Raw genomic sequence first — 24,175 nt, forward strand, 5'->3', positions numbered from 1 at the left:
ACCCCGCACGATTCCACCAGCGCCCCAGCACACCCGCGCCCGCCCGCCATGCAGGAATCAACCTTCCTCCAACAAAAACACCCACACAACAAACCCAATGACTCCACACAGCTTGACAATCTGCGTTGGCGCAACAAGTGAGAGAGGGTCCGCCGAAAAGGCAGTGGAAGTGAGAGAGGGTCCCGGGGGCTAGACGCCCAGGGCTTCCTTCAGCGCTGCGACGTGGCCCTGGGCCTTGACCTGGTACTGGGCCAGCTTCACTTTTCCTTCGGGGTCGAGCACCACTGTGGACCGGACGATTCCTTCAGTGACTTCCCCGTCGCGGAGCTTTTCACCCCAGGCGCCGTAGGCCAATGCCACGGCGTGGTCCTCGTCTGCCAGGAGCGGGAAGGTCAGTGCGAAGTCGCCGGTGAAGTGCGCCAGCTTCTCGGGGGCGTCGGGGGAGACGCCGAGGACCTCGTAGCCGGAGCCCTGGAGGGACTCGAGGCTGTCGCGGAAGTCGCAGGCCTCGGTGGTGCAGCCCGGGGTGGCGGCTTCCGGGTAGAAGTACACAATGACGTTCTTGCCGCGGTAATCGGCCAGTGACGTCGGCTTGCCCTCAGCGTCCGGGAGGGTGAAGTCCGGTGCCTGGGTTCCGGGCTGGAGCTTGGTGGTCAGAGTGGGGCTCATGATGATCCTTCGGGAGTCTGATTACTGACAAAGCGTGCGTACTGAACGGGCTGGCTGCGCTGGGTTCTACAGGCACAACCACGGTTTCAGATGCAGTATTCCGCGGGGCCGCGAACTTTGGTGTGCGGTCCCGGGACGAACTGGTAGCCGCCGCCGCGCACGGTGGCGATCGCGTGCCGGCCGCGGCGCAGCTTCCGCCGCACCCGGCCCACATACACATCGATGGAACGGGAGGCCGCCGCGGGGGAATCGAACGATTCCAGGAACAGCCGCAGCTCTTCCCGGCTGATGGCCCGCGAACAGTTTTCCACGAGGTAGCGCAGCAGCTTGAATTCGACGCCGGTCAGCGCCACGAGCTTCCCGTCCAGCAGGACCTCGCCTGCGGCAAGGTCCACGGACACCAGGCTCGCGGGACCGGCCGACGGCGGGAGGGGAGTGGCGCCGTCGTCGTCCACTTCCGGGGAGTCCTCCGGAAGGGCCGACGACGGCACCCGGGTTCCGCTGCCGGCTGCCCCGTGCGGTTCCCCCGGCAGGGCAGCCTCGGCAGCGGAAGTTGCAGCTCCGGCGGCGGGCCAGACGTGGACTTCCGCCTCCGGAGCAATCTTCAGGGCTCGGGCCAGCAACAGTTCCGCGGCGCGCGCCATGACGGCATCGTCAATGTCCTGTTCGCCGTCCGGGGTCACCCAGACGGCCAGGCCATGGGCTTTGAGCTGCGGACCCCGCGTCGCCGGCCCGGCTTTCGCCGGGCCAGCGGGCGCCGGAGCGGACGCACATATGCCGCGCGGGGAATGTACCTGGACTGCCACGGCGTGGTTCCTCAGACGCCGCCGCGGCGGATGAGCTTGCCGCTGGGGGTCTGGCCGTCGATCTCATGTCCGCGCAGGAATGTCTTCCGGACCACGCCGGAGAGCGCCTTGCCGTCGTACGGAGTGATGGGGTTCTTGTGCTTGAGCTTGGAAACGTCCACCACGAAGGCCTCGTCCGGGGCGAAGACCGAGAAGTCCGCGTCGAAACCGAGCGCCAGCTGGCCCTTGTTGGATAGGCGTGCCAAGGCGGCCGGCTTCTCGGCCATCCAGGACACCACCTGCTCCAGCGGGATGCCGCGGTGCCGGGCTTCGGTCCAGATGAGCGAGAGGCCCAGCTGCAGCGAGGAAACCCCGCCCCAGGCCACGGCGAAGTCGCCGTTTTCCAGGTCCTTCAGATCCAGCGTCGACGGGGAGTGGTCGGACACGATGCAGTCGATGGTGCCGTCCTGCAGGCCCTTCCAGAGCAGCTCTCGGTTGGAGGCCTCGCGGATCGGCGGGCAGCACTTGTAGGCGGTGGCGCCGTCCGGGATTTCCTCGGCCATGAGCGTGAGGTAGTGCGGGCAGGTCTCCACGGTGAGGTGCACGCCGTCGCGCTTGGCGGAGGCGATCATCGGGAGCGCGTCCGAGGAGGAGAGGTGCAGGATGTGGGCGCGGGCGCCGGTCCACCGGGCACGTTCGATCACCTCGGCGATGGCCTTGTTCTCGGCGCCCCGGGGACGGGAGGCCAGGAAGGTGGAGTAGTGGTCGCCGCCCGGGTGGGGTGCGCGGTCAATGGCGTGCGAGTCCTCGGCGTGGACGATCATGAGCGAGTCGAAGGACTTGAGTTCGGCCATGTCCTCTTCCATCTCGTCCGCCTCCAGGTGCGGGAACTCGTCCACGCCGGAGTGCAGCAGGAAGCACTTGAAACCGAACACGCCCTCGTCGTGCAGCGGGCGCAGGTCCGCCTTGTTGCCGGGAACCGCGCCGCCCCAGAACCCGACGTCCACGAACGCCTGGTCCTCGGCCACCTCGCGCTTGAGCTTGAGGCCTTCCACGGTGGTGGTGGGCGGGATGGAGTTCAGCGGCATGTCGATGATGGTGGTGACACCGCCGGCCGCGGCGGCACGGGTGGCGGACGCGAAGCCCTCCCACTCGGTGCGGCCGGGCTCGTTGACGTGGACGTGGGTGTCCACCAGGCCGGGGATCAGGGTTTCGTCGTCGGCGAGGTCGATCACGGCGTCGCCGGCCAGGCCGTTGCCGAGGGGCTCGATGGCCACGATCTTGCCGCCGCGCACGCCCACCTCACGGGGCGCGATGCCGGCCGTGGTGAGGATGCGCTGCCCCCGGATAACGAGGTCAAAGCGTTCTTCAGACATTGAGGGGCTCCTTAGTGCGGGCGCTGTTCACCGGCGTGGTGGAACCGGCCGGGGCGGGGGCCTGGGTCAGGTCCGCCAGTTCCGCGCCGATGTGCTTTCCCAATTGTTCAAGCAGGGGTCCTGCTTCGGCTATACATATTTCTACCTTGGCCTCCAACGCGGTCAGCGGGTAGACCTGCCGGAATCCGGAATCCTTTTGCTGCGCCGGTGTCAGGGTGGTCCGGCCGCAGACGGCCACCGCCGGAACGCCGGCCCGTTCAGCCGCCCGCGCCACACCCATGGGCGTCTTGCCGAGCAGGCTCTGTTCGTCCAGGCTGCCTTCGCCGGTGATCACCAGGTCGGCGCCGGCCAAGCGGTCGGCCAGCCCGGTGAATTCAAGTACGACGTCGATGCCCGGCCTGCGCGTCGCCGCCAGGACGGCGATGGCGGCGTAGCCCACGCCGCCGGCTGCTCCGGCGCCCGGTGCGTCCGCGGCCTTCAGCGCGCGGGGCCCGATCTCGGCGGCGAGCACGTCCACAAAGTGCGCCAGGGCGGCATCCAGCTCTTCCACGTCCTGCGGGCTGGCACCCTTCTGCGGGCCGAAGATCGCGGGAGCGCCCTCCGCCCCGAGCAGGGGGTTGTCCACGTCGCTGGCCAGGACAAAGCGCGTCTCGTCCAGCCGGGAATCGAAGCCCGAGAAGTCGATCCGGTCCAGCCTGGCGAGGGCCGCGCCGCCCGGCGGCAGTTCGTTGCCGCCGGCGTCGAGGAGCTGCGCGCCGAGTCCCTGCAGTACGCCGGCGCCGCCGTCGGTGTTGGCGCTCCCGCCGACGCCGAGGATGACCTGCCGGCATCCGGCGTCGAGCGCCGCCCGGATCAGTTCACCGGTTCCCAGGCTGGTGGCTCCCTTGGCGTCCAGGGTGCCGCCGGGGAGGACGGCGAGGCCGGAAGCAGCTGCCATTTCGATGACCGCTTCGCGGCCGCGGACGGCAAAGTCCGCCCGTAGCGGCTGCCCGGTAGGGCCGCTGACCGTGGCGCTCCGGCGGGAGAAGCCGGAGCCGACGGCGGCATCGAGGGTGCCCTCGCCGCCGTCGGCCACCGGAATCCGGAGTACCTCAAGGTTGTGGCCCGTGGCGGACTGCAGCCCGGCAGCCAGGTGCCGGGCCACGTCCGGGGCGGACAGCGAGCCCTTGAACTTGTCCGGGGCGATCACGATCCGCATGGTTAGGCCTGCATCGCCAGGATGGCGGTGGGGGCGTCGGCGCTGGTCTCTGCCAGTTCCTCGAACTCGTTGACCGCGTTGATTTCCACGCCCATGGAGATGTTGGTGATCTTCTCCAGGATCACTTCCACCACCACGGGAACCTTGAACTCGCCGGCCAGCGCCTTGGCCTTGTCGAATGCGGAACCCAGGTCGCTGGGGTCCTCCACACGGATGGCCTTGCAGCCCAGGCCCTCAGCCACCTTGATGTGGTCCACGCCGTAGCCCGCCGCCGTTGCCGAGAGATCGGTGCTGTTGATGTTCTCGAACGCCAGGGACACGTTCTGCTCCATGTTGAAGCCGCGCTGGGACTGGCGGATCAGGCCCAGGTACGAGTTGTTGACCACCACGTGGATGTACGGCAGGTTGAACTGCGCGCCCACGGCCAGTTCCTCGATCATGAACTGGAAGTCATAGTCGCCGGACAGGGCCACAACCGTCTCGTCCGGCTTGCCGCGGACAACGCCCAGGGCGGCCGGAGCGGTCCAGCCCAGGGGACCGGCCTGGCCGGCGTTGATCCACTTGCGCGGGCCGAACACGTGCAGCATCTGGGCGCCGGCGATCTGGGACAGGCCGATGGTGGAAACGTACGTGGTGTCCTTGCCGAAGGACTTGTTCATCTCCTCGTACACGCGCTGCGGCTTGATCGGGATGTTCTCGAAGTGCGTCTTGCGGTGCAGGGTGGCCTTGCGTTCGGCGCATTCGGCGGCCCAGGCGGAGTAGTCCGGCAGGGTGTTGGCGGCCCGGCGCTCACGGGCCAGTTCAATCAGCCCGGCCAATGCCGCACCGGCGTCGGACGCGATGCCGAAGTCCGGGGAGAACACGCGGCCGATCTGCGTGGGCTCGATGTCGATGTGCACGAACGTGCGGCCGGCCGTGTAGGTGTCCAGTCCGCCGGTGTGGCGGTTGGCCCAGCGGTTGCCGATGCCGATCACGAAGTCGCTGCGCAGGTAGTTCTCGTTGCCGTAGCGGTGGCTGGTCTGCAGGCCCACCATGCCGGCCATCAGCGGGTGGTCGTCCGAGATGGCGCCCCAGCCCATCAGGGTGGGGATCACGGGAACACCCAGCAGCTCGGCCAGTTCCACCAGTTCGGCGGAGGCGCCGGCGTTGATGATGCCGCCGCCGGCCACGATCAGCGGGCGCTCGCCTGCGGTCAGCATGTCCAGGGCCTTTTCCAGCTGCTTCCGGGAGGCCTTCGGCTTTTCCACGGGCAGGGGCTCGTAGGTATCGATGTCGAATTCGATCTCGGCCATCTGCACGTCGATGGGCAGGTCCAGCAGCACGGGGCCGGGGCGGCCGGAGCGCATCAGCTGGAACGCCTTCTGGAAGGCGCCCGGAACCTGGCCGGGTTCCAGGATGGTCATGGCCATCTTGGTGACGGGCTTGGCGATGGATTCGATGTCCACGGCCTGGAAGTCTTCCTTGTGCAGCTTGGCCACGGGGGCCTGGCCGGTGATGCAGAGCATGGGGATGGAATCGGCCCAGGCCGCGTACAGGCCGGTGATCATGTCGGTGCCGGCGGGGCCGGAGGTGCCGATGCAGATGCCGATGTTGCCGTCCGCGGCACGGGAGTAGCCGTCCGCCATGTGGCTGGCGCCTTCAACGTGGCGGGCCAGCGTGTGGCGGATGCCGCCGTGGGCCCGCATCGCGGAATAGAAGGGGTTGATTGCCGCGCCTGGCAGGCCGAACGCCTCGGTGGCGCCCTCCTTTTCCAGGATCGCGACGGCAGCGTCTACGGTGCGCATCTTGGTCATGGTGTACTCCTTGAAAGTCTGTGGAAAAGCCTGTTTTTGGGTGTGCTGAGGGAGCCGCCGTCGTTGATGTACGACGGCGGTTGCCCTGGTTGTTGCTTTTGTGGCCGGCTACCGCCGGAGGTGCGTTACTTCCGGCCGCTGAGCTGGAGGACCTGCTTGAAGAGGCCCGAGTGGTCGAGTCCGCCGTCGCCCTGGTTGACGGTGGCGGCGATGAGCTGTGCGACGACGGCGCCGAGGGGGACGGCGACGTTGGCTTCGCGGGCGGCGGAGGTGACGATGCCGAGGTCCTTGTGGTGCAGGGCCAGGCGGAAGCCGGGGTCGAAGTTGCGGTCCAGCATCTTCTGGCCCTTCTGGTCCAGGACCTTGGAGCCGGCCAGGCCGCCGCCGAGGACCTTGAGGGCGGCGTCGGTGTCCACGCCGTAGGCCTCGAGGAAGGCGATGGCTTCGGCCAGGACCTCGATGTTGACGGCGACGATCAGCTGGTTGGCTGCCTTGACGGTCTGGCCGGAGCCTGCGGGGCCGACGTGGACGATGGTCTTGCCGACGGCGTTGAGGACGTCCTGTGCTGCCTCGAAGTCGGCTGCGTCGCCGCCCACCATGATGGAGAGTGCGGCGTCGATGGCGCCCTGTTCGCCGCCGGAGACCGGGGCGTCGAGCGGGCGGATGCCTGCGGCGATTGCGTCCTCGGCCAAACGCTTGGCGACGTCCGGGCGGATGCTGGAGGCGTCGATCCAGAGGGTGCCCTGCTTGGCGTTGGCGAAGACTCCGTCGGGGCCGCTGACAACACCCTCAACGTCGGGGGAGTCCGGCACCATGGTGATGACGACGTCGGCGTCCTTGACGGCGTCCGCGATGCTCGTGGCGCCCTTGCCGCCTTCGGAGACCAGCTTGTCGATCTTGTCCTGGCTGCGGTTGAAGCCGGTGACGGTGTGGCCGGCCTTGACGAGGTTGATGGCCATGGGCAGGCCCATGATTCCGAGTCCGATGACTGAAACGTTGCTCATTGTGGTTCTCTTTCTGAAGTCTGTGGTGGTGGAGGGCGGCGGTCCCAACTAGGTCGCAGTTGATGTCGTTTTGGGGGCTCAAAACGACATCTGCTGCTACTCAGTTGGGCGGGTGGGAACGGAACCTACTGGGAGACGCGCTGGCGGATGGCCCAGCTGAAGGCGGTTTCCTGCGGTTCCTTGTATTCGAGGCCGATGTAGCCCTCGTAGCCGAGTTCGCGGCTGCGGGCGATCCATTCGCCGAGGGGAAGCCCGCCGGTTCCGGGAGCCCCGCGGCCGGGGTTGTCGGCGATCTGGATGTGGCCGAAGTCTTTTGCGTGCTTTTCGATGACGGCGGCGACGTCGTCTCCGTTGACGGCCAGGTGGTAGAAGTCGGCGAGGAGCTTGATGTTCTCCGCGCCGGATTCCTCCTTGACCCGGGCAATGACGTTGAGTGCGTCCTGGGCTTTGAGGAGCGGGTACCTGGGGGCGCCGCTGACCGGTTCGAGGAGGACGGTGCCGCCGATGCGGGCCACTCCTGCGGCTGCGGCGGCCAGGTTGCTGGCGCCCAGTTCGTCCTGTTCCTCCGGGGTGAATTCGTCCTGGCGGTTGCCGTAGAGGGCGTTGAACGCTTTGCAGCCGAGGCGCTCGCCGATGCCGGCGACGACGTCGATGTTGTCCTTGAACTCGGAGCAGCGTCTCTTCCAGGAGACCAGGCCGCGGTCGCCGCCGGGCATGTTGCCGGCGTTGAAGTTCAGGCCGGTGAGCTGCACGCCGGCGTCGGTGATGGCGCGCTCGAAAGCCGTGGTCTCGGCGTCGGTGGGGACGGAAGTGTCAAAGGGCCACCAGAACTCGACGGCGTCAAAGCCGGCGGCCTTCGCGGCAGCGGGCCGCTCGAGCAGGGGCAGCTCTGTCAGCAGGATGGAGCAGTTCACTGTGTACGTCATCGTAGGTCCTTCCGAGGAGGGGGCTTTGATCTAGCTTCCTATGCTTCTTGTCTCTTCGCGATTTCGCTTCAAGATTCCGCTTTGTGGAAATTAGATTCTGCTTTATGAAAAGTGTAGGGAAGGGTGGGGGTGCGAGTCAAGGGGCGGCGGCACTGGCGCCGTCCGCGGAATGCGGCTACCGCAGGCGGCCCGAAAGTCCTAAGCTGTAAATCATAAGCATGCTTCTTATCTCGAAGGGGTGGTTCAGGTGGGCAAAGTACCGGTTCTCGGATTCACGGCAGCAGCGGTCCTCGCATTGGCAGCGTGTACGGGCGGAGGCGGTACCGCGGGCCCCACGGCGACGACCTCCACCACCGAGGCGGCCCAGGACAAGGTGTACACCGAGGACGAACTCCGCCAATTGATCTCCGGCATGAAGGACGCCGACGGCAACGAACTTAAGCTCTATTCCAAGGACCAGGTGGACCAGGGCGGGCGCATTGCAAACCTGCTCATGAGTGCGGCGAAGACTGACCCCGAGGTCTGCAAATCCATCGCCACCGCCGGCTTGCTGGACACGGTGGACAATGGCGAAGTGGCAGTGGCCATTTCTGAGGGCAAGGAGCCGCGCACAGTGTCAGCCCAGTCCGGCGGCGAAGGTCCCGACGCCGTCGGCCTCCTCCAGGACGTGAGCGGCAAGATGGACCAGTGTGCCACCTTCACCCTTGACGTGCTGGGCCAGAAATACGAAGTCGCCAGCAAGGAACTGCAGGCAGAGACGGACGCCGAGGAAACGTTCGCCACGGTCAGCACGCGCGGAGCCGGCGCAGCAGACATGCTAATGCAGGTCTCCGCCGCCGAGGGCAGGCTCCTGATTGTTGCCACGAAGGGCGGTGCGGACCTTGGAGACAGTGATCAGAAGGAGCTGGAAGACGTAATCAACCGGGTCCTGCAAAAGGCTGAAGGCGGTACGGGAACGGCCAGCCCCACCTCCTCAGGCACGGCGTCGTCCACGGGCACGGCCACCGTGACCCCTTCGGAATCGGCGACGCCGACCGAAACTGAGACGGAAGGCGGCACCACTCCCTCGCCCACTGTCACCTCAACTCCATAGCCGCCGTCGACGGCAGTCACCCTGCGGCGCGCCGGCCCGGGCATGGCGGGGCATAATGAATGGGCGGTCCCTGCCGGGGCCGCCCATGTGGACTAGCTAGCGGATTAGTGCCGTTTGAAGGCGTGCCTGAACTTTTCGCCGGCCTGCTTGAGGTCGGCCCTGATGGCGCGGCCTTTGCCTTCGGCCCTCATCCGGCGGTCGCCGCTGACTTCGCCGGCGGCTTTCTTTCCCTTGCCGTGAAGTCGCTCCGCGGCGTTGTGGATCCTGTCACCCAAACCCATTGCGGTCCTCCTTGTGGTGCGGCCGATGCGGCTGGTTGCCGCAATTCCCGCCACTTAAATTGTAGGAACTGCGGTGCATCTTCGCGATGTTCAAAGCCGGGCGTCGGCAGTCTGCAGCGGAATCCTGATGATGAAGGAGGACCCCTGTCCGACTGTGGAGTGCACCGTTGCTGCGCCGCCGTGGGCCTGGGCGATGGCCGACACGATGGCCAGCCCCAGTCCCGACCCCTTGTCGCCCCGGCCGTGGGCCGCGCGGCCGAACCGCTCAAAGATCCGCTGCTGGTCCTCGACCGCTATGCCGCTGCCGGTATCCCGCACCCACAGCACGAGCGTGTTGGATTCCGGGGCGGCTACCTCATCGGATTCCTGGGCGAGGTCAACTCTGCTGCCGAGTGCGATCGTTGACGAACTGCCGGTGTACCTGACGGCGTTTGCGGCGAGTTGCGCCAACGCTTGCGTCAGTCGCTGGGGGTCTGCCTCCACGGTGCAGTCCGCGGTTTCGTCAATGACCCACGCGCGGTCCGCCAGCACGTGGACTTTCTCCATCACGTGGTGCAGGAATTCCGGTACCCTGACGGGCTCTTTCCGGACAAAATCCGGGTGGCTGGCGTTGGCGAGCATGAGGAGGTCATCCACCAATCGCTGCATGCGGTCCACCTCTTCGAGCAGCACATCCCTGGTGGTGGCGACGTCTTCCGGGTCATCGATGGAGACCAGTTCCAGGTGCCCGCGCAGAATCGTCAGTGGCGTGCGCAACTCGTGACCGGCGTCATCCAGGAACTGCTGCTGTTGCCTCGCGCCTTCATCCAGACGCTCGAGCATGGTATTGAACGTCTTGGCGAGCAGGGTCACGTCGTCGGATCCGTCCCGCACTTCGACACGCTGGGTGAGGTCCTCGTGGCTGACCACCTGGGTGGCCTCGCGGAGGCGGCGGAGCGGGTTCAGGAGACGCCCGGCCACCAGGCTTCCCAGTGCTGCAGCGCCCAGGAGCGTGCCGGCGCCCACCAGGGTGTACGTGTGCACGGATGAGAAGGTGTGCTCGCGCTGGTCGGCGGTCTCCTTGCCCACCAGGAAGTAAGTCAGGGTGGGTTCGTTGGCTGCCGGAACCGGAAGGACCACGGTACGGAGCCGTCGCCCTTCAAAGTTCAGGTCGCCGAAGGTGGTACCGGAGGCATTCGCTAGCGCTGCGGCCGCCGGGTACATGTCCTTTGCCAGGAGCCTTTCGTCCGCTGCGCCTTCGAGTGTCCACGTAACTTTCCCCTCCCTGATGGTTCCCATGACTTCGTTGCTTCGGGGCTCGATGTCGTCCGCGGCATCGCGTAGCTGCTTCGTGAATGTCTTTGTGGCTGCAGCGTCACTCGTCTTTGCCAGCTTGATGACAGCCTCGGCTTTGTCCAGAAGCGCCTGGTCCACCCGGGCGTCCGCCTCCTGGAACTGGACGGCAAAGGTAATGAAGCCGGCAACGCTCAGCCCTGCGGCCATCATGGCCAGCATGGCGGCCACAACGCGGAACCTCACAGAGGAGATTTTGGCCTTCCAGCTGGAAGTGCCGGGATCATTCACTGTGGCGCCTTCGCCCGGCCTCCGGGCCCGGGGATCGCTCATGACGTTGCCAGACGGTACCCGGCACCACGGGCGGTGACAATTCTTTCGGCCCCGATCTTCTGGCGTAGCTGGCGAACGTACACATCCACCACGTTGGAGGTGCCGTCGAAGTCATAACCCCACACCTGGCTGAGGAGCTGTTGACGGCTCAGGATCTGGCCGGGGTGGTGCAGGAACATTTCCACCAAAGCGAACTCGCGGGCCGAAAGTTCCACTGTCTTATCGCCCACCCTGAGTGTGTGGGTGTGGAGGTTCAACTCCAGGGATCCGTAGCGCATCGTGTTTCCCGCCAACGCGTCGGTGATGTCGGACGGGCGAAGGCGGAGCCGGATGCGGGCGAGGAGCTCATCAAACCCGAACGGTTTGGCCATGTAGTCATCGGCACCGCCCTCCAGGCCTGCGACCGTGTCCGCGGCCGAGTCGCGCGCGGTCAGGAAGATGACCGGAATGCTCAGGTGGTCGCGCCGGAGCACGCTGAGCACCGTGAATCCGTCCAGGCGGGGAAGCCCGACGTCGAGAAGCAACAGGTCGTATTGTCCGCTGGAGGCGTAGTCGACGGCGGTGACCCCGTCAGAAACCACAGTTGGGGCGTAGCCGGCCGCGCGCAGGCCCTTTTCGATGAACCTGGCGATGCGCTCTTCGTCTTCGGCAACCAGTATTCGGATCACGGCTCACCTTTAGAGACGTGGCATCCGGGCCTGTGCCGGCTCGTGGAATCGCATGTGTACGCTCCTGACGATATTCCGGGGAATTCGACGTTCGAGAATACGGGGGATCTCCGCGTAATTCTTGGAGGGTCCGGGGAGCGGGGTGGCCGATCCGCCGATACTGCGGGCATTTTACGGACCCCCGTATTTCACCACTTGTCGGCAAAAAATACACGAGTGGTGATTACTCATTTAGGGAGGGCGTCCAGTGCCGGAGTACTCAGATGTACTTAGATTTACCCCCGGTCCGTGGGCGAAAGCGGGACAACGGCGGCAGCCGGCTAAGTTCGACCCACCCTTCCAGCGCCCCCGGCAAACGTCAATCCCCTGACCGTTGCGGCCGTTGGGCGGAAAGAGCCAGGGGCGGGCTCGCCCCTGGCTCGTGGAACTGCTTAACTGTCAGCGGATGACGGCTACGTCGCTCTTCTCCCACCGGGTCCAGTCAGACCAGTTGTTGCCGGACTTCACTCGGAAGGAAACTTCCTGGAACACCCTGTCGCGAGCAGGGTCCCTCTTCACGCTGTCCCTGCTGTGGATAACGACTCGGCCATCGCGCCTGTCGAAATGCTCGGTGAAGATGCTGCGGCCCAGGAACGTTTCGTGGCGGCGTGAATCCTGCTCAAAGCGCCGCTGGCGGACTTCCACGGTCTTGTTGCCGTTGCAGTCGACGCTGATCCTGAAGTCCGCCCTGTTGTAGCGCAGGTCCGTGGGCTTCAGTGGATCAACGGTACAGCCGCGGAGCGACGTCGAAGCGTCCGCCGGTGCAGCCAGCGCAACAGGTCCGCCGACAAGTCCTAGGGAAACAGCCGAAATCAAGGCAAATCGGGTTCCGAAGGGGCGGGTTTTGGTTGATGGGGTGATGGACATTTCTCTTGCTCCTACACAAGGATGCGAGTGATTATTTCCGGACAGGACTAGCCAGCCGCGTGATCACTCCCCTGTGAAGCGGTTACCAGTTCAGTCCGCTTTCAAACAGCACACCCGGCCTCCGCGGGGGCTTGACTCCGGGCTCTTCCCACGTGAATTCGTGGCCCGGTAGTACAATCGTCCGCCTGCTTTTGCCGCGGCGCCAGTGCCCTAGCGCACCTTTTTTCCGCGAATTGACGGGGAAAAGTCGGGTTTATTCGAGATGTCCAGTATCCGGATATGCCGCACGAATGAACATGGAACCATACACTATGGATTTTCCATGCTGCGGTTAAACAATTCCGCAGTACGGATTTAGCATTCCGGAAACACGAGGTCCCTAGCGTTGCCCGTGACCTAAAGGCGTCCAGCGCCTTTTCCCTGTTGATTGGCAGCCCTGATGAAACTCCCCTCGCCCCTGGTGCCGGACAAAGCCGGCACGCCCGCGAAGAAGCCGCTCTACACGTCGCTCTTCTTCCAGATCCTCGTGGCCGTGTGCCTGGGCATCGGGATCGGCCACTTCTGGCCTGATCTCGGCTCCGCCCTGCGGCCGCTGGGCGACGGCTTTATCCAGCTGATCAAGATGATCATCGCCCCACTGATCTTCCTGGTGATTGTCACGGGCATCTCCGCCGTGGGCGACGTGAAGGCCGTGGGGAGGGTGGGCGTGAAGGCGCTGCTGTACTTTACCGGGGCCACGCTGTTCGCCCTGGTGTTCGGGCTGGTGGTGGGCAACATCGTGCAGCCCGGTGCCGGCCTGAACATCGATCCGAATACGCTGTCCCAGGATGCCCTCAACGCCAAGACCGGCACGGCCCCGCCGAAGGACGCCGGCGCGTTCCTGCTGGGCATCATTCCCAACAGTGTGGTGGGCGCCTTCGCCTCCAACAGCCTGCTGCAGGTGCTCTGCTTCTCGGTGTTCTTCGGAGCGGCCATCGTGGTGGTGGGGCGGGAACGCTGCCTGCCAGTGGTGACGCTTCTGGAGACGGTGCTGGAGCTGTTCTTCAAGATCATGGGCTGGGTGATGCGTGTTGCCCCCGTGGGCGCGTTCGGCGCCATGGCCTTCATCATCGGCCAGTACGGCCTCGGCTCGCTGAGCACGTACGCGTTGCTGATTGCGGCATGCTACGGGGCCGCCATCATCTTCATCGTGCTGCTTTTTGTGGTGGCCTGGGTGTATCCGCGCGTGCCGCTGTGGCAGTTCATCAAGTACAGCCGCGAAGAGTTCCTGCTGGCGCTGGGCACAGCGTCCACCGAGTCGGTGCTCCCGCGCATCATGACCAAGCTGACCAACGCGGGCTGCTCGCGGGCCACCACGGGGCTGGTGGTTCCCACCGGCTACTCGTTCAATTTGGACGGCGCCGCGCTGTATCTGTCCATCTCCCTGCTGTTCCTGGCCCAGGCCTTCGGGCACAACCTCGACCTGGGCCAGCAGCTCGCTGCCCTTGGCATCCTGATGCTGACGTCGAAGGGCATGGCGGGCGTTCCTGGCTCGGCCTTCCTGGCGCTTTCGGCAACCGCGGCCGCACTGGGCATCTTCCCGGTAGCCGGAGTGGCCCTGCTCCTGGGCGCCGACCGCCTGATGGACTCCATGCGCGTCTCCGTCAACCTGCTGGGAAACTGCGTGGCCACGTTCGTGGTGGCCAAGTGGGAGGGCCAGTTCGACCGCGACGCCATGCTCCGCGCCTTCCGCGGTGAGCTCCCGGAAGTACCCGAGAACACGGAAGTAACGGAAAGCACTGAAAGCACGACGGCGGACCTTACGGCTGCGGCTGCTTCGGCAAGGTAAGGATTTCGGCGCCGTCCTCGGTGATGGCGATGGTGTGCTCGCTGTGGGCTGTCCGGCAGCCCGTGGCACTCCGGAGCGTCCACCCGTCGGCATCTGTCACGAGCTCGGCGGTGTCCGCCATGACCCACGGCTCCAAGGCGAGCAGCAACCCGGGGCGCAGCTGGAATCCGCGGCCGGGCCGTCCGGTGTTCGGAACGTGCGGGTCCTGGTGCATCGTTGATCCGATGCCATGGCCCCCGAATTCGGTGTTGATCGGGTAGCCGGCCTCGCTGAGGACGGTGCCGATGGCATGGGAGATGTCGCCGATCCGGGCACCGGGGCGGGCGGCGGCTATCCCTGCGCTCAGTGCCCGTTCGGTGGCGCTGATCATCGCGACGCTCTCCGCGGGTTGTGAGTCACCCACGAGGAAGCTGATGGCTGAATCTGCGGCGACTCCGTCTTTGGAGACGGCGAGGTCGAGTGTCAGAAGGTCGCCGTCGGCAAGCGTGTACCGGTGCGGCAGTCCGTGCAGCACGGCGTCGTTGACGGCCGTGCAGATGTAGTGGCCGAACGGCCCGCGGCCGAAGGACGGCTCGTAGTCGACGTAGCAGGACTGCGCGCCGGCTTCGGCGATCATGTCCTTGGCCCACCGGTCGATGTCCAGGAGGTTTGTGCCCACCGTGCTGCGGCTTTTGAGCGTCTGCAGGATGTGGGCCACCAGGGCGCCTGACTCCTTTGCGCGGTGCAGTTCGGCGGGGTTCAGGATCTCGATCATGCGGCGCCTTTCTCTGGAAACCAATAACTATACCGGCCATATTATCCCGGTATTAGAATTGGAGCCATGGTCAGGTTGCCCCTCACATCCGGAGAAGTCGAGCGCGGACAGCGTCTTGGCGCCCTGCTGCGCCTCGCCAGGGGAGAGCGCCCGATGCTCGATACCGCGCTCCATGCTGGCGTCTCGCCGGAGACACTCCGGAAGATCGAAACGGGCCGCATAGCCACTCCGGCCTTCCCGACCATCGCGGCGATCGCCGATGTCCTGGGCCTCTCCCTTGACGCGGTCTGGGCCGAGATCAACCAGCCCGAACGCGGCGTTGAACCAGCCCGCCCCCGTCACGGTGAACGGGAGCGGCTGGCCTCGTAAGACTCAATCCCGCTGGAGTGCCGGCAACTGATCCCCGATCAGCGCCAGATTCTGGATCACCGCCAGGCCGAACTGGGCTGTGTCGTTGGTGGACACCGTGGGGGCCTCGTCCACGGCCGTGAGGACATAAGGAGGTTCGATCCGCCGCAACGTGAAGGCTTCCGCGTGGTTGAGGTGCTCCCCGCCTTCCGCGAAGCTGGTCCAGGCCCGCCTCGCCAGTTCAGCGTCCCCCAGCCGCGACGCTGCATGGGCGCTGAGCCGGCTGTGGGCCTGCGTCAGGTGGATTCCGTCCAGCGGCTGGCCCACCTCGGCAACTTGTTCTTCCGGCGTGGCCAGGAAGAGCCGGCAGTACTGCAGCCAGGCGCGTTCAAAGCCGGCGTCCGGCACCAGGTCGATGAGCTCGCTGCAGATTTCCACCAGCCCGAACACCGCGGATAGGTGCGAAACCAGGATCATGTCCCGGCTGGCGTCGAACCGTCCGGTGTCCAGGTTGTACAGCGCCTCGCCCGTGAGGAAGCCGTACTTCAGCGCGCCGATGTCCGCCATGGTGCCCAGCAGCCTGTCCCGTGACCGCGGGTTTCCGGTGCGTTCCCAGTCGGTCAGCCAGGTGGCGGCCAGCGATCCCCAGTCCGTCCCCAGCCCTACGGCCAGGGCGCGCCGGTCCGGGCGGTACGTGGCGCTGTCCGTGCGGACTTTCCGGGTGGGATCCAGGCCCAGGAAGTTCCGGTCGCTGTCCACGAGCTCGGTGAGAAGGTCACCGGTGCGTTCATCCGCCGTCAGGTAGTAGTAGAAGCGCCGGTAGGCCGGGGTGCTGATCCGCAGCTGCTTGGCGCTGCAGCCCCAGTGCTGCACGTTGTGCCGGGAGCCCAGGCCGCGCCACTCGCCCAGGTGGTAGACGTCCACTTCGCCGGTGTGCCGGGTCATGGCCTCCGCGAGGCGGAAGACGTCGGCGCTGCCGGTGCGGAGGTATGTGTACCAGAGCCACAGGTCGGGGGAGAGCTCCGAGTTGTCCCAGGCGTAGCCGCCCACGTCGTACCGCCAGGCGTGCCGGTCGAAGTCGTAGGTGTGCATTACGTCGCCGTAGTTCCAGAAACCGTACCAGCGGCGCTGTTCCACCTGGCCCTGGTAGAAGTCGACGAGGAAGTCCAGCTTGTCCTCGAGCGCGGCCCGCTCCGGGGTGCTGCGGTCCGCGGGCGCCCAGTCGCCGAACACGCCGGCCGAGTGCAGGTACCCGGGCGTGGCCTGCAGCATTGCCGGAGTCGACGCGGCGGCGGCATCGGCGGCGAGGGACGCGGTGTCCGGCGTGGCGTCGTAGGCAAAGAGCGTCAGTTCGTGGGTGCGGGCGATGCCGTGCGGGTTCCCGAAGCCGGGTTCGTAGTCCTCGTAGGTGATTTCCAGGCCCTCGAGCTGGTCCTCGAAGGTGTCCTGGCCCAGGCCGTCGTGGTAGAAACGCAGGTCCATGGGCTGCGCCTCGGGGGAGTAGAGCCACGCGGTCACCGAGGCCCGGGCCGTGGCGGCGCCGCGGATGTCCAGCTGGCCCGGGTGGGACTGCCAGAAATCACGGATGCCGATGCCGAAACCGCCGCGCGGATCGCTGAGGGAACAGAACCCGGAGGCCCGCGTACCGCCGGAGATCCCCACCCAGCCGTGGCCCTCGCCGGTCCGCTTGCGGAGCTCGAAGCCGTCGGCGCTGAGCTGGGTGAGCGTGAAGTCGTTCCACGCCGGGATGAGGTGCAGCCGCTTGGACACCAGCTCGCTCCACTCCTCCAGGGGTGGCGTCGGCCGTCCTGCGAGCTGGGCGTGCCGGACGTCCTCGCCGGGATCGCGGCGCAGGCCGGTCAGGCCGCGCACCGCCTCGGTGAGGAAGCCGCCGTCGGCCCCTGCGATGCGCACATGCCGGTCGTGCAGCTCGGATTCCAGCGGCACCGTGAAGCGGACGCCCAGCCCGGCAAGGAAGTCGCGGTCCGCGTCGCCGTCCCAGATGAACGAGTGGACCATCCGCACGCTGCGGGCGCCGGCGTGGAAGTAGAACCGGACCACGAACGGCAGCCAGCTGCGCCGCTGCCCGTCTGCGTCCGCGTGGTCCTGCCGATGGGTGCCCTCCAGCCGGACCACTGCACGGACCGGTCCGTGTTGTTCAAGCACGACGGCGGTTACCTCGCCGGTGAAGGCCTGCCGGCTGACGCTGCCGGGGCCGTCCGGGACGCCGTCCTGAAGCAGGCTGACCAGCCGGGCGTCTTCAGCGACGACTGTGCCGCCGCGGGAGAGGGACGTGAACAGGGACGGACCGCTTCGGCTGATCACCATTTCCAACGTGCCGGTGGACACAGTGACGAGGTCGTCGGACTCCGTCACCGCAACCAGCGGTGACGGTTCGGGCACCGGCGGGGTGCCGCCGTCGGACGTCACCCGGTACTGCGCGGACGGCGCAGCGGTTGCCGGCAGCGCGATGCCGGCCCATTTCAGCGAGCCGTCCGGCCAGGTGGCGAGGGGCCAGGCCTGCGCGGGGACAGGCCGCCCGTCCGCGTCCGAGACCGTGATCCCGTCGGCGCCGGCAAGGGCACCCCGGGTGAACGGCATGCCCCAGGTGGTGCCGCCGGAAAGCCCCGCGGGGACTTCGCCCTCGAGCCAGTTGAGTGTGGCGTCGGTCATCGTTGTCCGTCTCCTTAGACATGCGTTGTATCGTTTCAATCAGACCACCCAACCCACCCCTCAAAGAAGCGGGGGCGGGTTGGGTGGTGAGCAGAAAACGCTTTCCCATCATGTCTAACAGTCATCGACGGTACAAGTCAACGCTCTGTCACCGTCGTCGTGCCGCCGGCGTGAGTTCGTTGGCGCCATAGCTGTTGTCGTCCGGGTTGACGGTGACTCCGGGCGCCACAAGCTCTTCAATGCGGTCCAGTACCTCGGTGGACAGTGTGACATCGGCGGCCGGCAGGTAGGACTCCAACTGCTCCATGGTGCGTGGTCCGACGATGGCGGACGTGACCCCCGGGTGGTTGATCACGAACGCGATGGCCAGCTCGATGAGCGTCAGTCCGGCGTGTTCCGCGAGCCCGGCGAGTTCCTCGACGATGTCGAGTTTTCGCTGGTTGGCCGGGCTTGTCATGTCGAACCGGGCGCTCGGACGCGCGGAAGAGGCGGGGGCGGACGCTGAGTCTTTGCGCCAGCGACCGGACAGCCAGCCGCCGCTGAGCGGGCTATAAGTGAGGGTGCCCATGCCGTGGCGCTGCACCGCGGGGAGGATGTCTTCCTCGATGCCGCGGACCAGGATCGAGTAGGGCGGCTGCTCGGTGACGAACCGCTCCAGGTTGCGTTCCCGGGATGCCCACTGGGCTTCGACGATCTGGGATCCGGAGTAGGACGAGGAGCCGATGTAACGGACCTTCCCTTGGCGGACCAGGTCGGTGAGGGCGCCGAGGGTTTCCTCAACGTCCGTATCGGGGCTGGGCCGGTGTACCTGGTAGAGGTCGATGTAGTCGGTGTTCAGGCGGCGGAGGGAGTTTTCGACTTCGCGGATGATCCAGCGGCGGGATCCGCCGCGCTGGTTGGGGTCGCCTTCATTCATGGGCATGAAGAACTTGGTGGCCAGGAAGACGTCGTCGCGCCGGCCTTCAAGTGCCCGGCCGACGATTTCTTCTGATGCCCCGCCGGAGTAGACGTCGGCAGTGTCGATGAAGTTGATGCCCGCGTCGAGGGCGTGGTGGATGATGCGGATGGAGTCGGCGGTGTCCTTGTTGCCCCAGGGCCCGAACATCATCGCACCCAGGCATAGGGGGCTGACCTGCACGCCTGTGCGGCCGAGGGGACGGTATTCCATGGTGGTTCCTTCTCTCTGTCTTAAGCTGCTTTCACGGTATTCAGGCGTTCGGGATTGTGGGAGGGCACGCCGTTACCTCCCTTCGAGCGCCCTTACCGGGCGGTCTCGAACTGCGGGGCACGCCCCGCCGTCGGCAGTTTCGTGGTCCGGCGGGCGGCAAGATCGGCGGGCAGGATGAGGACGGCCGTCACGGCCAGGGCAAGGAACAGGAGGACACTGCCTGTGGTGAGGGCGGTGCTGACCTCTGCGGCCAGGCGCGCTACAGCAGAACCCGTGGCAGGGACGGTCGCTGCGGCCGCGACCGCGATGCCAAGCCCGAGGCAGGTGCCCACCTGGTGGAATGTGTTCACCAGGCCCGATGCCGCGCCGGCGTCGGCGGCTGGGGCGCCGATGATGCCGAACGAGGTCAGCGGTGCGAACGCCAGGCCTTGACCGGCGCCGATGAGGATCATGGGCAGTGCCACCGCCGTCAGGTATGCGGAGTCGACTCCCACCCTGCTGAGCCAGAACATTCCGGCGAGAGTGACCAGGATTCCTGCCGCGAGTGGAATGGAAGCCGGCATCCGCCCCAGCAGCCGCGGGATGGCCATCGCGACGGCGAAGTTGACCGCCGTCATGGGGAGGAAGCCGAGGCCGGCCTGCAGCGGGTCGAAGCCCAGCACTTCCTGCATGAACTGGGTGGTAAAGAAGAAGAACCCGATCATCGCCCCCAGGTACAGGAAGCGGGCGACGTAGGCGCCGGTGCGGCGGCGGCTCGCGAACAGCCGCAGCGGCATGATCGGCTGGGCCGCCCTGCGCTCGATCAGAACGAACGTCACCAGGAGTACGGCGCCGGCGCCGACGGCTGTGAACGTAGCCGGGGACGTCCATCCCGCATCGACGGTGTTGATGATGCCGAACACGAGAGCGCCGACACCCAGTGTGGCGCTGAGCGCGCCGAACACGTCGAAGCGGCCGCGGGACCGGCCCGTTTCCGGGATGAACCGCGGAGCGAGAAGGATCATCGCGGCGCCGATGGGTACGTTGACGAAGAACCCGGCCCGCCAGGAGATCCAGTGGGCCAGCGCCCCGCCGATGACCAGCCCCAGGCTGGCGCCGATTCCTGCGGTGGCACCGTACAGGGCGACGGCCCGGGTGCGCTCACGGCCCTCCGGGAAGCTCGCCGTGAGCAGGGACAGCGAGGCGGGCGCGACGATCGCAGCCCCGATGCCCTGAACGGCGCGGCCGGCGATCGCCCACCAGCCCGCCGGCGCCAGCCCGATCAGCAGCGACGCCACCGAGAACACCACCAGCCCGAACACGAAAACCCGCCGGCGTCCAAGCAGGTCTCCTGCCCGGGCGCCGAGGAGCAGCAGGCCGCCGAAGACCAGCGTGTACGCATCCTGAACCCAGGAGAGCTCACCGGTGCTCAGCTGAAGGTCCTCCTGCAGGCTCGGCAGGGCCGTGAAGATCACCGAGTTGTCCAGCAGGATCATGAAGTAGCTGACGAGGATGATCGCCAGGATCGCTGCCCGGCGGGGAGCGGCTGTGGGTTCAGGTTTCATGCTTTCAATGCAACAGTGATTCACTGCAGGCCGGGAGTCACTGTCCTTCCGGGTAATGCCAGTCCCTCCCTCGTTCCACCGACCCCGCGTAGCGTGGATGCCATGACACACAGCGACGACGTGCGGAAATTCCTGACCTCCCGCCGTGCAAGGATTACGCCCGAAGAGGCCGGCCTGCCGGTCTATGGCGGCAACCGCCGCGTTGCCGGGCTGCGCCGCGAGGAAGTCGCCATGCTGGCCGGGATGAGCATCGATTACTACATCCGCCTTGAGCGCGGAAACCTCTCCGGCGCCTCGGACAGCGTCCTTGAAGCACTCGCCCGCGCCCTGAAGCTCGACGACGCCGAAACGGCCCACCTTTTCGACCTGGCCCGCGCCGCCACCGCCGCTCCCCGGGTGCGCCGCAAGCGCAGCCCGCAGACGGTGCGGCCGAGCGTGCAGCGCGTCATCGATGCGATCACGACGGCGCCGGCCTGGGTCCGCAACGACCGCGGGGATGTCCTCGCCGCCAATGAGCTGGGCCGTGCGCTGTATCAGGACCTGATGGCCGAACAGACCACCCCGCCGAACAGTGCGCGGTTCACCTTCCTGAACCCGAAAGCGCGGGAGTTCTTCGCCGATTGGGAACGGGCGGCCGATGACATCGTCGCGGTCCTGCGGTCCACGGCCGGGAAAAACCCGTATGACAAGGACCTCACGGACCTGATCGGTGAACTCTCAACCCGCAGCGAGGAGTTCCGCACCCGGTGGGCCCGGCACGACGTGAAGTACCACCGCGCCGGCCGGAAGCGGCTCCACCACCCGATCGTTGGCGACCTCGACTTGAGCTTTGAGGCGCTGGAACTTCCTGCAGACCCGGGACTGCGCATCAACGTGTACACAGCAGATCCCGAAACACCCTCAGAGGACGCTTTGAAAGTCCTCGCCAGTTGGGCAGCAACCCAGCGTGAAACAACAAAGGCCTCGGTCAAGGAGAATAAATGACCCACCGTCCCTCGACTGTCCTGATGGTGGGTGAACACGACGGCATCGGCCGCTACGCCGTGGCCGATGCCGTTAGCCCGAAAGGTTCCGCCAGGACGTCGCCACAATCGCGGCAGGAAGCGTCAACGCCGGACACTGAATCGCGGCTCCTCCTCCGGGTGGCTAGTCCGCCTGGCTGCGGCCGGCCGTGTCGATGACGCAGAAGCGGTTGCCTTCGGGATCTGCCATGATCACGTAGTCCGCATCGGCGGGCTGTTTGCTCCATTCGATGCGGGTGGCGCCGAGGCTGAGGAGCCGCTGCACTTCGCCGGCCTGGTCCTCCGTGTAGAGGTCCAGGTGGATGCGGGGCGGCAGGTGGACCGACGACGGGACACGGTCCAGCGAGATGCAGGTGCCCGCGCCGCCCGGTGGCTGCAGGATCACAAAGTCGTCCTCGGGTTCATGCCGCGGTTCGAAGCCGAGTGCGGCCTGCCAGAAGGCCATCTGGGCCTGGAGGTCGTCAACGCGGATCACGATCGAGCCAATGCTCAGCATCCGGCCAAGGTACACCGACTCAAAGAGCCCCGGCAACGCACTGGGGAATCTATCCGCTGCCGCCGGAGGAGGCTCTTGACCCTGCCCGCAGCGTGCGTAGCGTTGGCCCAATGGGAATCAATTCTGACAGCCAGGACCTGGCGGCTTTCCCGGCGGAACTCCCGGCTGCGCGGCAGCACAGGTTGCACCGGTGCTGGTGACCGAATCGAGAGTGGATGTTGCGGGATTGACGGGCCGTGACGTCACCGACTTCATGATGGCCTGCACCGATGAGCAGTACCGGAACTGGTGGCCGGGAACCCACCTGCAGCTCCACGTGCTGGGGCGGGCCAGCGCCGGAGTAGGAGATGTGATGGTCATGGACGAGTTCGTCGGCCGGCGCCGGTTGCGCCTGCACGGAGTCGTGGAAGCGGTCGAACCGGGATGCAGGCTCGTGTGGCGCTTCCGGAAGATCGTGCCGCTTCCGGCCAGCCTCTCCCTGGAGCTCACCCCGGTACCGGGCGGGGTGTCGGTGCGTCACACAGTCAGAGCCGGATGGCCCGGGATCGGCCGGGTGCTGGATCCGTTGCTCCGGATGTATTTTACGTCCAGGTTCATCACGGAACTGGATGCCCACGTCCGCACGGAGTTCCCCTTGCTGCGGGACTACCTCCACCCCGGTGCCCCGACCCGCGCCGATAACTGACTGCCAGCCTCCCTCCACTAGGCTGGCAACCATGACGCGGAAGATCACTGTCAGCCTGCCCGATGCCGTACTTCGTGAGTACCTGACGCCGCATCCGGACGTCACCGTGCTTGAGTGGGACTTCACGGGCGAGCCGCCGCAGCCGCAGATCGATATTGTTGTCCCGCCGTACATGGGCGGCACGAAGGTCCTGAAGAATCTTGAGGCGGTAGAGACCGCCCTGGTGCAGAGCCAGTCGATCGGGTACGACGGCGTGGCGGACTCGCTCCCGGCGGGCCGGGTGTTCGCCAACGCAGCAGGCGTGCACGAGACCTCCACTGCAGAACTGACGCTGGCCATGATCCTGGCCAGCCAGCGCGAGTTCCCACGGCTCATGAAAAGCCAGCGGGACGGTGTCTGGGACGCCCGGCCCACCGCCAGCCTGGCGGACCGCCGCGTCCTCATCGTGGGCTACGGCGGTGTGGGCAAGGCGATCGAGCAGCGTCTCCTTCCGTTCGAAACGAGCGTCACGAGGGTTGCCAGCCGCCAGCGCACCGATGAGAGCGGCGTTATCCACGGAATCGACGAGTTGCCGGAGCTGCTGCCGGAGCACGACATTGTGGTGGTCGGCGTTCCGCTTGGCGACGCCACCCGTCACCTCATCGACGACGATTTCCTGGCGGCAATGCCCGACGGCGCGCTGCTGGTCAACGTGGCCCGGGGCCCAGTTGCGGACACGGAGGCATTGGTCCGCCACACGGCATCCGGCCGGATCCGCGCCGCGCTGGACGTTACGGATCCCGAACCGCTGCCGCAGGACCACCCGCTGTGGGGCACGCCCGGCGTCATCATCACCCCGCACGTGGGCGGAGCCAGTTCCGCGATGCGGCCGAGGATGGGCCGGCTGCTGCAGCGCCAGATCGACCTGATGCTGGCGGGGGAGCCACCGGTGAACGTGATGCTGGGCGGCTGAGCAGCCAGGCGGCGCTGCAGCTAGGCGTCGCTAAAAGAAGGGGCCGAGGAAAATCATGGAAAAGAAGCCCAGGAACGCAGCGAGCACCCAAAGGAGGCGCCGCTGTCGCGCCCGGTCCACCTGGTCCCGGAGAGCGCTGAAACGGTGCTGCAATTCGACCGGGTCAGTTTGCTGCCCGGGATTCCGGTGCCATGTTCGGGGCATGCCAGCCACGGAGGCGATCCGGTAAACCTGATCGACGGCGAGTACCGGCCGCAGGCTCTGGAGCCAACGCAGGAGTTGTCGGTCGGTCAGGACCTTGGCGCCATCCGGTACTTTCCTGATGGTTAGGTTCTTGGGAGCGACGACCACTACAACGCCCGCGACCTCGACCGGTGTGCCCGACGCAGCGCTCAACAGCT

General features: G+C 66.4%; 23 protein-coding genes. 6 read left to right on the forward strand and 17 right to left on the reverse strand.

Annotation, left to right across the window (positions count from 1 at the left end; all coding sequences use genetic code 11):
- Nucleotides 1-189 precede the first annotated feature (189 nt).
- The 7 genes from bcp to PV761_RS13745 all read right to left on the reverse strand — a co-directional run bounded on the left by bcp (nucleotide 190) and on the right by PV761_RS13745 (nucleotide 7,751).
- On the reverse strand, nucleotides 190-669 hold the full coding sequence (gene bcp, locus PV761_RS13715) for a thioredoxin-dependent thiol peroxidase (protein WP_028269684.1): 480 nt from the start codon (nucleotides 667-669) through the stop codon (nucleotides 190-192).
- Between the two features lie 86 nt (nucleotides 670-755).
- Nucleotides 756-1,475 carry a winged helix-turn-helix domain-containing protein gene (locus PV761_RS13720; protein WP_347897491.1) on the reverse strand — a complete coding sequence of 240 codons (720 nt, stop codon included), beginning with the start codon at nucleotides 1,473-1,475 and terminating at the stop codon, nucleotides 756-758.
- A gap of 11 nt (nucleotides 1,476-1,486) precedes the next feature.
- Nucleotides 1,487-2,830 carry an allantoinase AllB gene (gene allB / locus PV761_RS13725; protein WP_028269686.1) on the reverse strand — a complete coding sequence of 448 codons (1,344 nt, stop codon included), beginning with the start codon at nucleotides 2,828-2,830 and terminating at the stop codon, nucleotides 1,487-1,489.
- A complete protein-coding gene (locus tag PV761_RS13730; protein WP_347897493.1) occupies nucleotides 2,823-4,028 on the reverse strand; it encodes a glycerate kinase in 1,206 nt (401 codons plus the stop codon). Before PV761_RS13730 ends, allB begins: the two co-directional genes overlap by 8 nt.
- A gap of 2 nt (nucleotides 4,029-4,030) precedes the next feature.
- Entirely contained in the window at nucleotides 4,031-5,821 is a 1,791-nt protein-coding gene (gene gcl / locus PV761_RS13735; RefSeq protein WP_347897495.1) for a glyoxylate carboligase, read from the reverse strand.
- A gap of 125 nt (nucleotides 5,822-5,946) precedes the next feature.
- Nucleotides 5,947-6,825 (reverse strand): 2-hydroxy-3-oxopropionate reductase, encoded by an 879-nt coding sequence (locus PV761_RS13740; protein WP_347897497.1) that lies wholly within the window; start codon nucleotides 6,823-6,825, stop codon nucleotides 5,947-5,949.
- Between the two features lie 125 nt (nucleotides 6,826-6,950).
- The gene (locus PV761_RS13745) at nucleotides 6,951-7,751 is read right to left on the reverse strand and encodes a TIM barrel protein (protein WP_347897499.1); all 801 of its coding nucleotides are present in this window, start codon (nucleotides 7,749-7,751) and stop codon (nucleotides 6,951-6,953) included.
- 247 nt (nucleotides 7,752-7,998) lie between these two features.
- On the opposite strand from PV761_RS13745, the gene PV761_RS13750 reads away from it, so the two are divergent.
- Nucleotides 7,999-8,844, forward strand: coding sequence for a hypothetical protein (locus tag PV761_RS13750; RefSeq protein ID WP_347897501.1), 846 nt, complete (start codon nucleotides 7,999-8,001; stop codon nucleotides 8,842-8,844).
- Nucleotides 8,845-8,948: 104 nt separating this feature from the next.
- Here PV761_RS13750 and PV761_RS13755 read toward each other — a convergent pair whose 3' ends face one another.
- From PV761_RS13755 to PV761_RS13770, 4 genes are all read right to left on the reverse strand, one after another.
- Nucleotides 8,949-9,125 (reverse strand): CsbD family protein, encoded by a 177-nt coding sequence (locus tag PV761_RS13755; protein ID WP_043437655.1) that lies wholly within the window; start codon nucleotides 9,123-9,125, stop codon nucleotides 8,949-8,951.
- 90 nt (nucleotides 9,126-9,215) lie between these two features.
- Nucleotides 9,216-10,730 carry a HAMP domain-containing sensor histidine kinase gene (locus PV761_RS13760; protein WP_347897503.1) on the reverse strand — a complete coding sequence of 505 codons (1,515 nt, stop codon included), beginning with the start codon at nucleotides 10,728-10,730 and terminating at the stop codon, nucleotides 9,216-9,218.
- Nucleotides 10,727-11,398 carry a response regulator transcription factor gene (locus PV761_RS13765; RefSeq protein ID WP_347897505.1) on the reverse strand — a complete coding sequence of 224 codons (672 nt, stop codon included), beginning with the start codon at nucleotides 11,396-11,398 and terminating at the stop codon, nucleotides 10,727-10,729. The genes PV761_RS13760 and PV761_RS13765 overlap by 4 nt, the downstream gene beginning before the upstream one ends.
- A 438-nt stretch (nucleotides 11,399-11,836) precedes the next feature.
- The gene (locus PV761_RS13770; RefSeq protein ID WP_347897507.1) at nucleotides 11,837-12,304 is read right to left on the reverse strand and encodes a hypothetical protein; all 468 of its coding nucleotides are present in this window, start codon (nucleotides 12,302-12,304) and stop codon (nucleotides 11,837-11,839) included.
- A gap of 439 nt (nucleotides 12,305-12,743) precedes the next feature.
- Here PV761_RS13770 and PV761_RS13775 point away from each other — a divergent pair, with 439 nt between their 5' ends.
- Nucleotides 12,744-14,132, forward strand: coding sequence for a cation:dicarboxylase symporter family transporter (locus PV761_RS13775; protein ID WP_347897509.1), 1,389 nt, complete (start codon nucleotides 12,744-12,746; stop codon nucleotides 14,130-14,132).
- On the opposite strand, the gene map is transcribed toward PV761_RS13775, so the two are convergent.
- Complete coding sequence (gene map, locus PV761_RS13780) at nucleotides 14,104-14,886, reverse strand: type I methionyl aminopeptidase (RefSeq protein ID WP_347897511.1); 783 nt, start codon at nucleotides 14,884-14,886, stop codon at nucleotides 14,104-14,106. The two genes, PV761_RS13775 and map, sit on opposite strands and share 29 nt — an antisense overlap.
- A 66-nt stretch (nucleotides 14,887-14,952) precedes the next feature.
- Here map and PV761_RS13785 point away from each other — a divergent pair, with 66 nt between their 5' ends.
- A complete protein-coding gene (locus tag PV761_RS13785; RefSeq protein WP_347897513.1) occupies nucleotides 14,953-15,255 on the forward strand; it encodes a helix-turn-helix transcriptional regulator in 303 nt (100 codons plus the stop codon).
- Between the two features lie 3 nt (nucleotides 15,256-15,258).
- Here PV761_RS13785 and PV761_RS13790 read toward each other — a convergent pair whose 3' ends face one another.
- From PV761_RS13790 to PV761_RS13800, 3 genes are all read right to left on the reverse strand, one after another.
- Nucleotides 15,259-17,907 (reverse strand): Tat pathway signal sequence domain protein, encoded by a 2,649-nt coding sequence (locus tag PV761_RS13790; RefSeq protein WP_347897515.1) that lies wholly within the window; start codon nucleotides 17,905-17,907, stop codon nucleotides 15,259-15,261.
- A 148-nt stretch (nucleotides 17,908-18,055) separates the two neighbouring features.
- Nucleotides 18,056-19,075 carry an aldo/keto reductase gene (locus PV761_RS13795; RefSeq protein WP_347897517.1) on the reverse strand — a complete coding sequence of 340 codons (1,020 nt, stop codon included), beginning with the start codon at nucleotides 19,073-19,075 and terminating at the stop codon, nucleotides 18,056-18,058.
- Between the two features lie 92 nt (nucleotides 19,076-19,167).
- Nucleotides 19,168-20,619, reverse strand: a complete 1,452-nt coding sequence (locus PV761_RS13800; protein ID WP_347897519.1) for an MFS transporter — start codon at nucleotides 20,617-20,619, stop codon at nucleotides 19,168-19,170.
- Between the two features lie 102 nt (nucleotides 20,620-20,721).
- On the opposite strand from PV761_RS13800, the gene PV761_RS13805 reads away from it, so the two are divergent.
- Nucleotides 20,722-21,603 carry a helix-turn-helix transcriptional regulator gene (locus PV761_RS13805; protein WP_347897521.1) on the forward strand — a complete coding sequence of 294 codons (882 nt, stop codon included), beginning with the start codon at nucleotides 20,722-20,724 and terminating at the stop codon, nucleotides 21,601-21,603.
- Between the two features lie 162 nt (nucleotides 21,604-21,765).
- Here PV761_RS13805 and PV761_RS13810 read toward each other — a convergent pair whose 3' ends face one another.
- The gene (locus PV761_RS13810; protein ID WP_028269708.1) at nucleotides 21,766-22,137 is read right to left on the reverse strand and encodes a VOC family protein; all 372 of its coding nucleotides are present in this window, start codon (nucleotides 22,135-22,137) and stop codon (nucleotides 21,766-21,768) included.
- A gap of 196 nt (nucleotides 22,138-22,333) precedes the next feature.
- On the opposite strand from PV761_RS13810, the gene PV761_RS13815 reads away from it, so the two are divergent.
- Together PV761_RS13815 and PV761_RS13820 are read left to right on the forward strand one after the other, a co-directional pair.
- A complete protein-coding gene (locus PV761_RS13815; protein ID WP_347897523.1) occupies nucleotides 22,334-22,822 on the forward strand; it encodes a hypothetical protein in 489 nt (162 codons plus the stop codon).
- A 31-nt stretch (nucleotides 22,823-22,853) separates the two neighbouring features.
- Nucleotides 22,854-23,774, forward strand: a complete 921-nt coding sequence (locus PV761_RS13820) for a 2-hydroxyacid dehydrogenase (RefSeq protein WP_347897525.1) — start codon at nucleotides 22,854-22,856, stop codon at nucleotides 23,772-23,774.
- Nucleotides 23,775-23,804: 30 nt separating this feature from the next.
- Here the strand turns inward: PV761_RS13820 and PV761_RS13825 are convergent, their stop codons facing one another.
- Complete coding sequence (locus PV761_RS13825) at nucleotides 23,805-24,170, reverse strand: hypothetical protein (RefSeq protein WP_347897527.1); 366 nt, start codon at nucleotides 24,168-24,170, stop codon at nucleotides 23,805-23,807.
- Nucleotides 24,171-24,175 lie beyond the last annotated feature (5 nt).

Origin of the sequence: Arthrobacter sp. CC3, from assembly GCF_039907775.1 — a bacterium.
Lineage (GTDB): Bacteria > Actinomycetota > Actinomycetes > Actinomycetales > Micrococcaceae > Arthrobacter.

Coding starts and splice junctions, on each gene's coding strand:
- PV761_RS13795 (WP_347897517.1), bottom strand. CDS start 19,075: ATGGAATACCGTCCCCTCGGCCGCACAGGCGTGCAGGTCAGCCCCCTA.
- PV761_RS13820 (WP_347897525.1), top strand. CDS start 22,854: ATGACGCGGAAGATCACTGTCAGCCTGCCCGATGCCGTACTTCGTGAG.
- PV761_RS13785 (WP_347897513.1), top strand. CDS start 14,953: ATGGTCAGGTTGCCCCTCACATCCGGAGAAGTCGAGCGCGGACAGCGT.
- PV761_RS13805 (WP_347897521.1), top strand. CDS start 20,722: ATGACACACAGCGACGACGTGCGGAAATTCCTGACCTCCCGCCGTGCA.
- PV761_RS13790 (WP_347897515.1), bottom strand. CDS start 17,907: ATGACCGACGCCACACTCAACTGGCTCGAGGGCGAAGTCCCCGCGGGG.
- PV761_RS13800 (WP_347897519.1), bottom strand. CDS start 20,619: ATGAAACCTGAACCCACAGCCGCTCCCCGCCGGGCAGCGATCCTGGCG.
- PV761_RS13770 (WP_347897507.1), bottom strand. CDS start 12,304: ATGTCCATCACCCCATCAACCAAAACCCGCCCCTTCGGAACCCGATTT.
- PV761_RS13755 (WP_043437655.1), bottom strand. CDS start 9,125: ATGGGTTTGGGTGACAGGATCCACAACGCCGCGGAGCGACTTCACGGC.
- bcp (WP_028269684.1), bottom strand. CDS start 669: ATGAGCCCCACTCTGACCACCAAGCTCCAGCCCGGAACCCAGGCACCG.
- PV761_RS13730 (WP_347897493.1), bottom strand. CDS start 4,028: ATGCGGATCGTGATCGCCCCGGACAAGTTCAAGGGCTCGCTGTCCGCC.
- PV761_RS13775 (WP_347897509.1), top strand. CDS start 12,744: ATGAAACTCCCCTCGCCCCTGGTGCCGGACAAAGCCGGCACGCCCGCG.
- allB (WP_028269686.1), bottom strand. CDS start 2,830: ATGTCTGAAGAACGCTTTGACCTCGTTATCCGGGGGCAGCGCATCCTC.
- PV761_RS13745 (WP_347897499.1), bottom strand. CDS start 7,751: ATGACGTACACAGTGAACTGCTCCATCCTGCTGACAGAGCTGCCCCTG.
- PV761_RS13810 (WP_028269708.1), bottom strand. CDS start 22,137: ATGCTGAGCATTGGCTCGATCGTGATCCGCGTTGACGACCTCCAGGCC.
- map (WP_347897511.1), bottom strand. CDS start 14,886: ATGATCGAGATCCTGAACCCCGCCGAACTGCACCGCGCAAAGGAGTCA.
- gcl (WP_347897495.1), bottom strand. CDS start 5,821: ATGACCAAGATGCGCACCGTAGACGCTGCCGTCGCGATCCTGGAAAAG.
- PV761_RS13760 (WP_347897503.1), bottom strand. CDS start 10,730: ATGAGCGATCCCCGGGCCCGGAGGCCGGGCGAAGGCGCCACAGTGAAT.
- PV761_RS13740 (WP_347897497.1), bottom strand. CDS start 6,825: ATGAGCAACGTTTCAGTCATCGGACTCGGAATCATGGGCCTGCCCATG.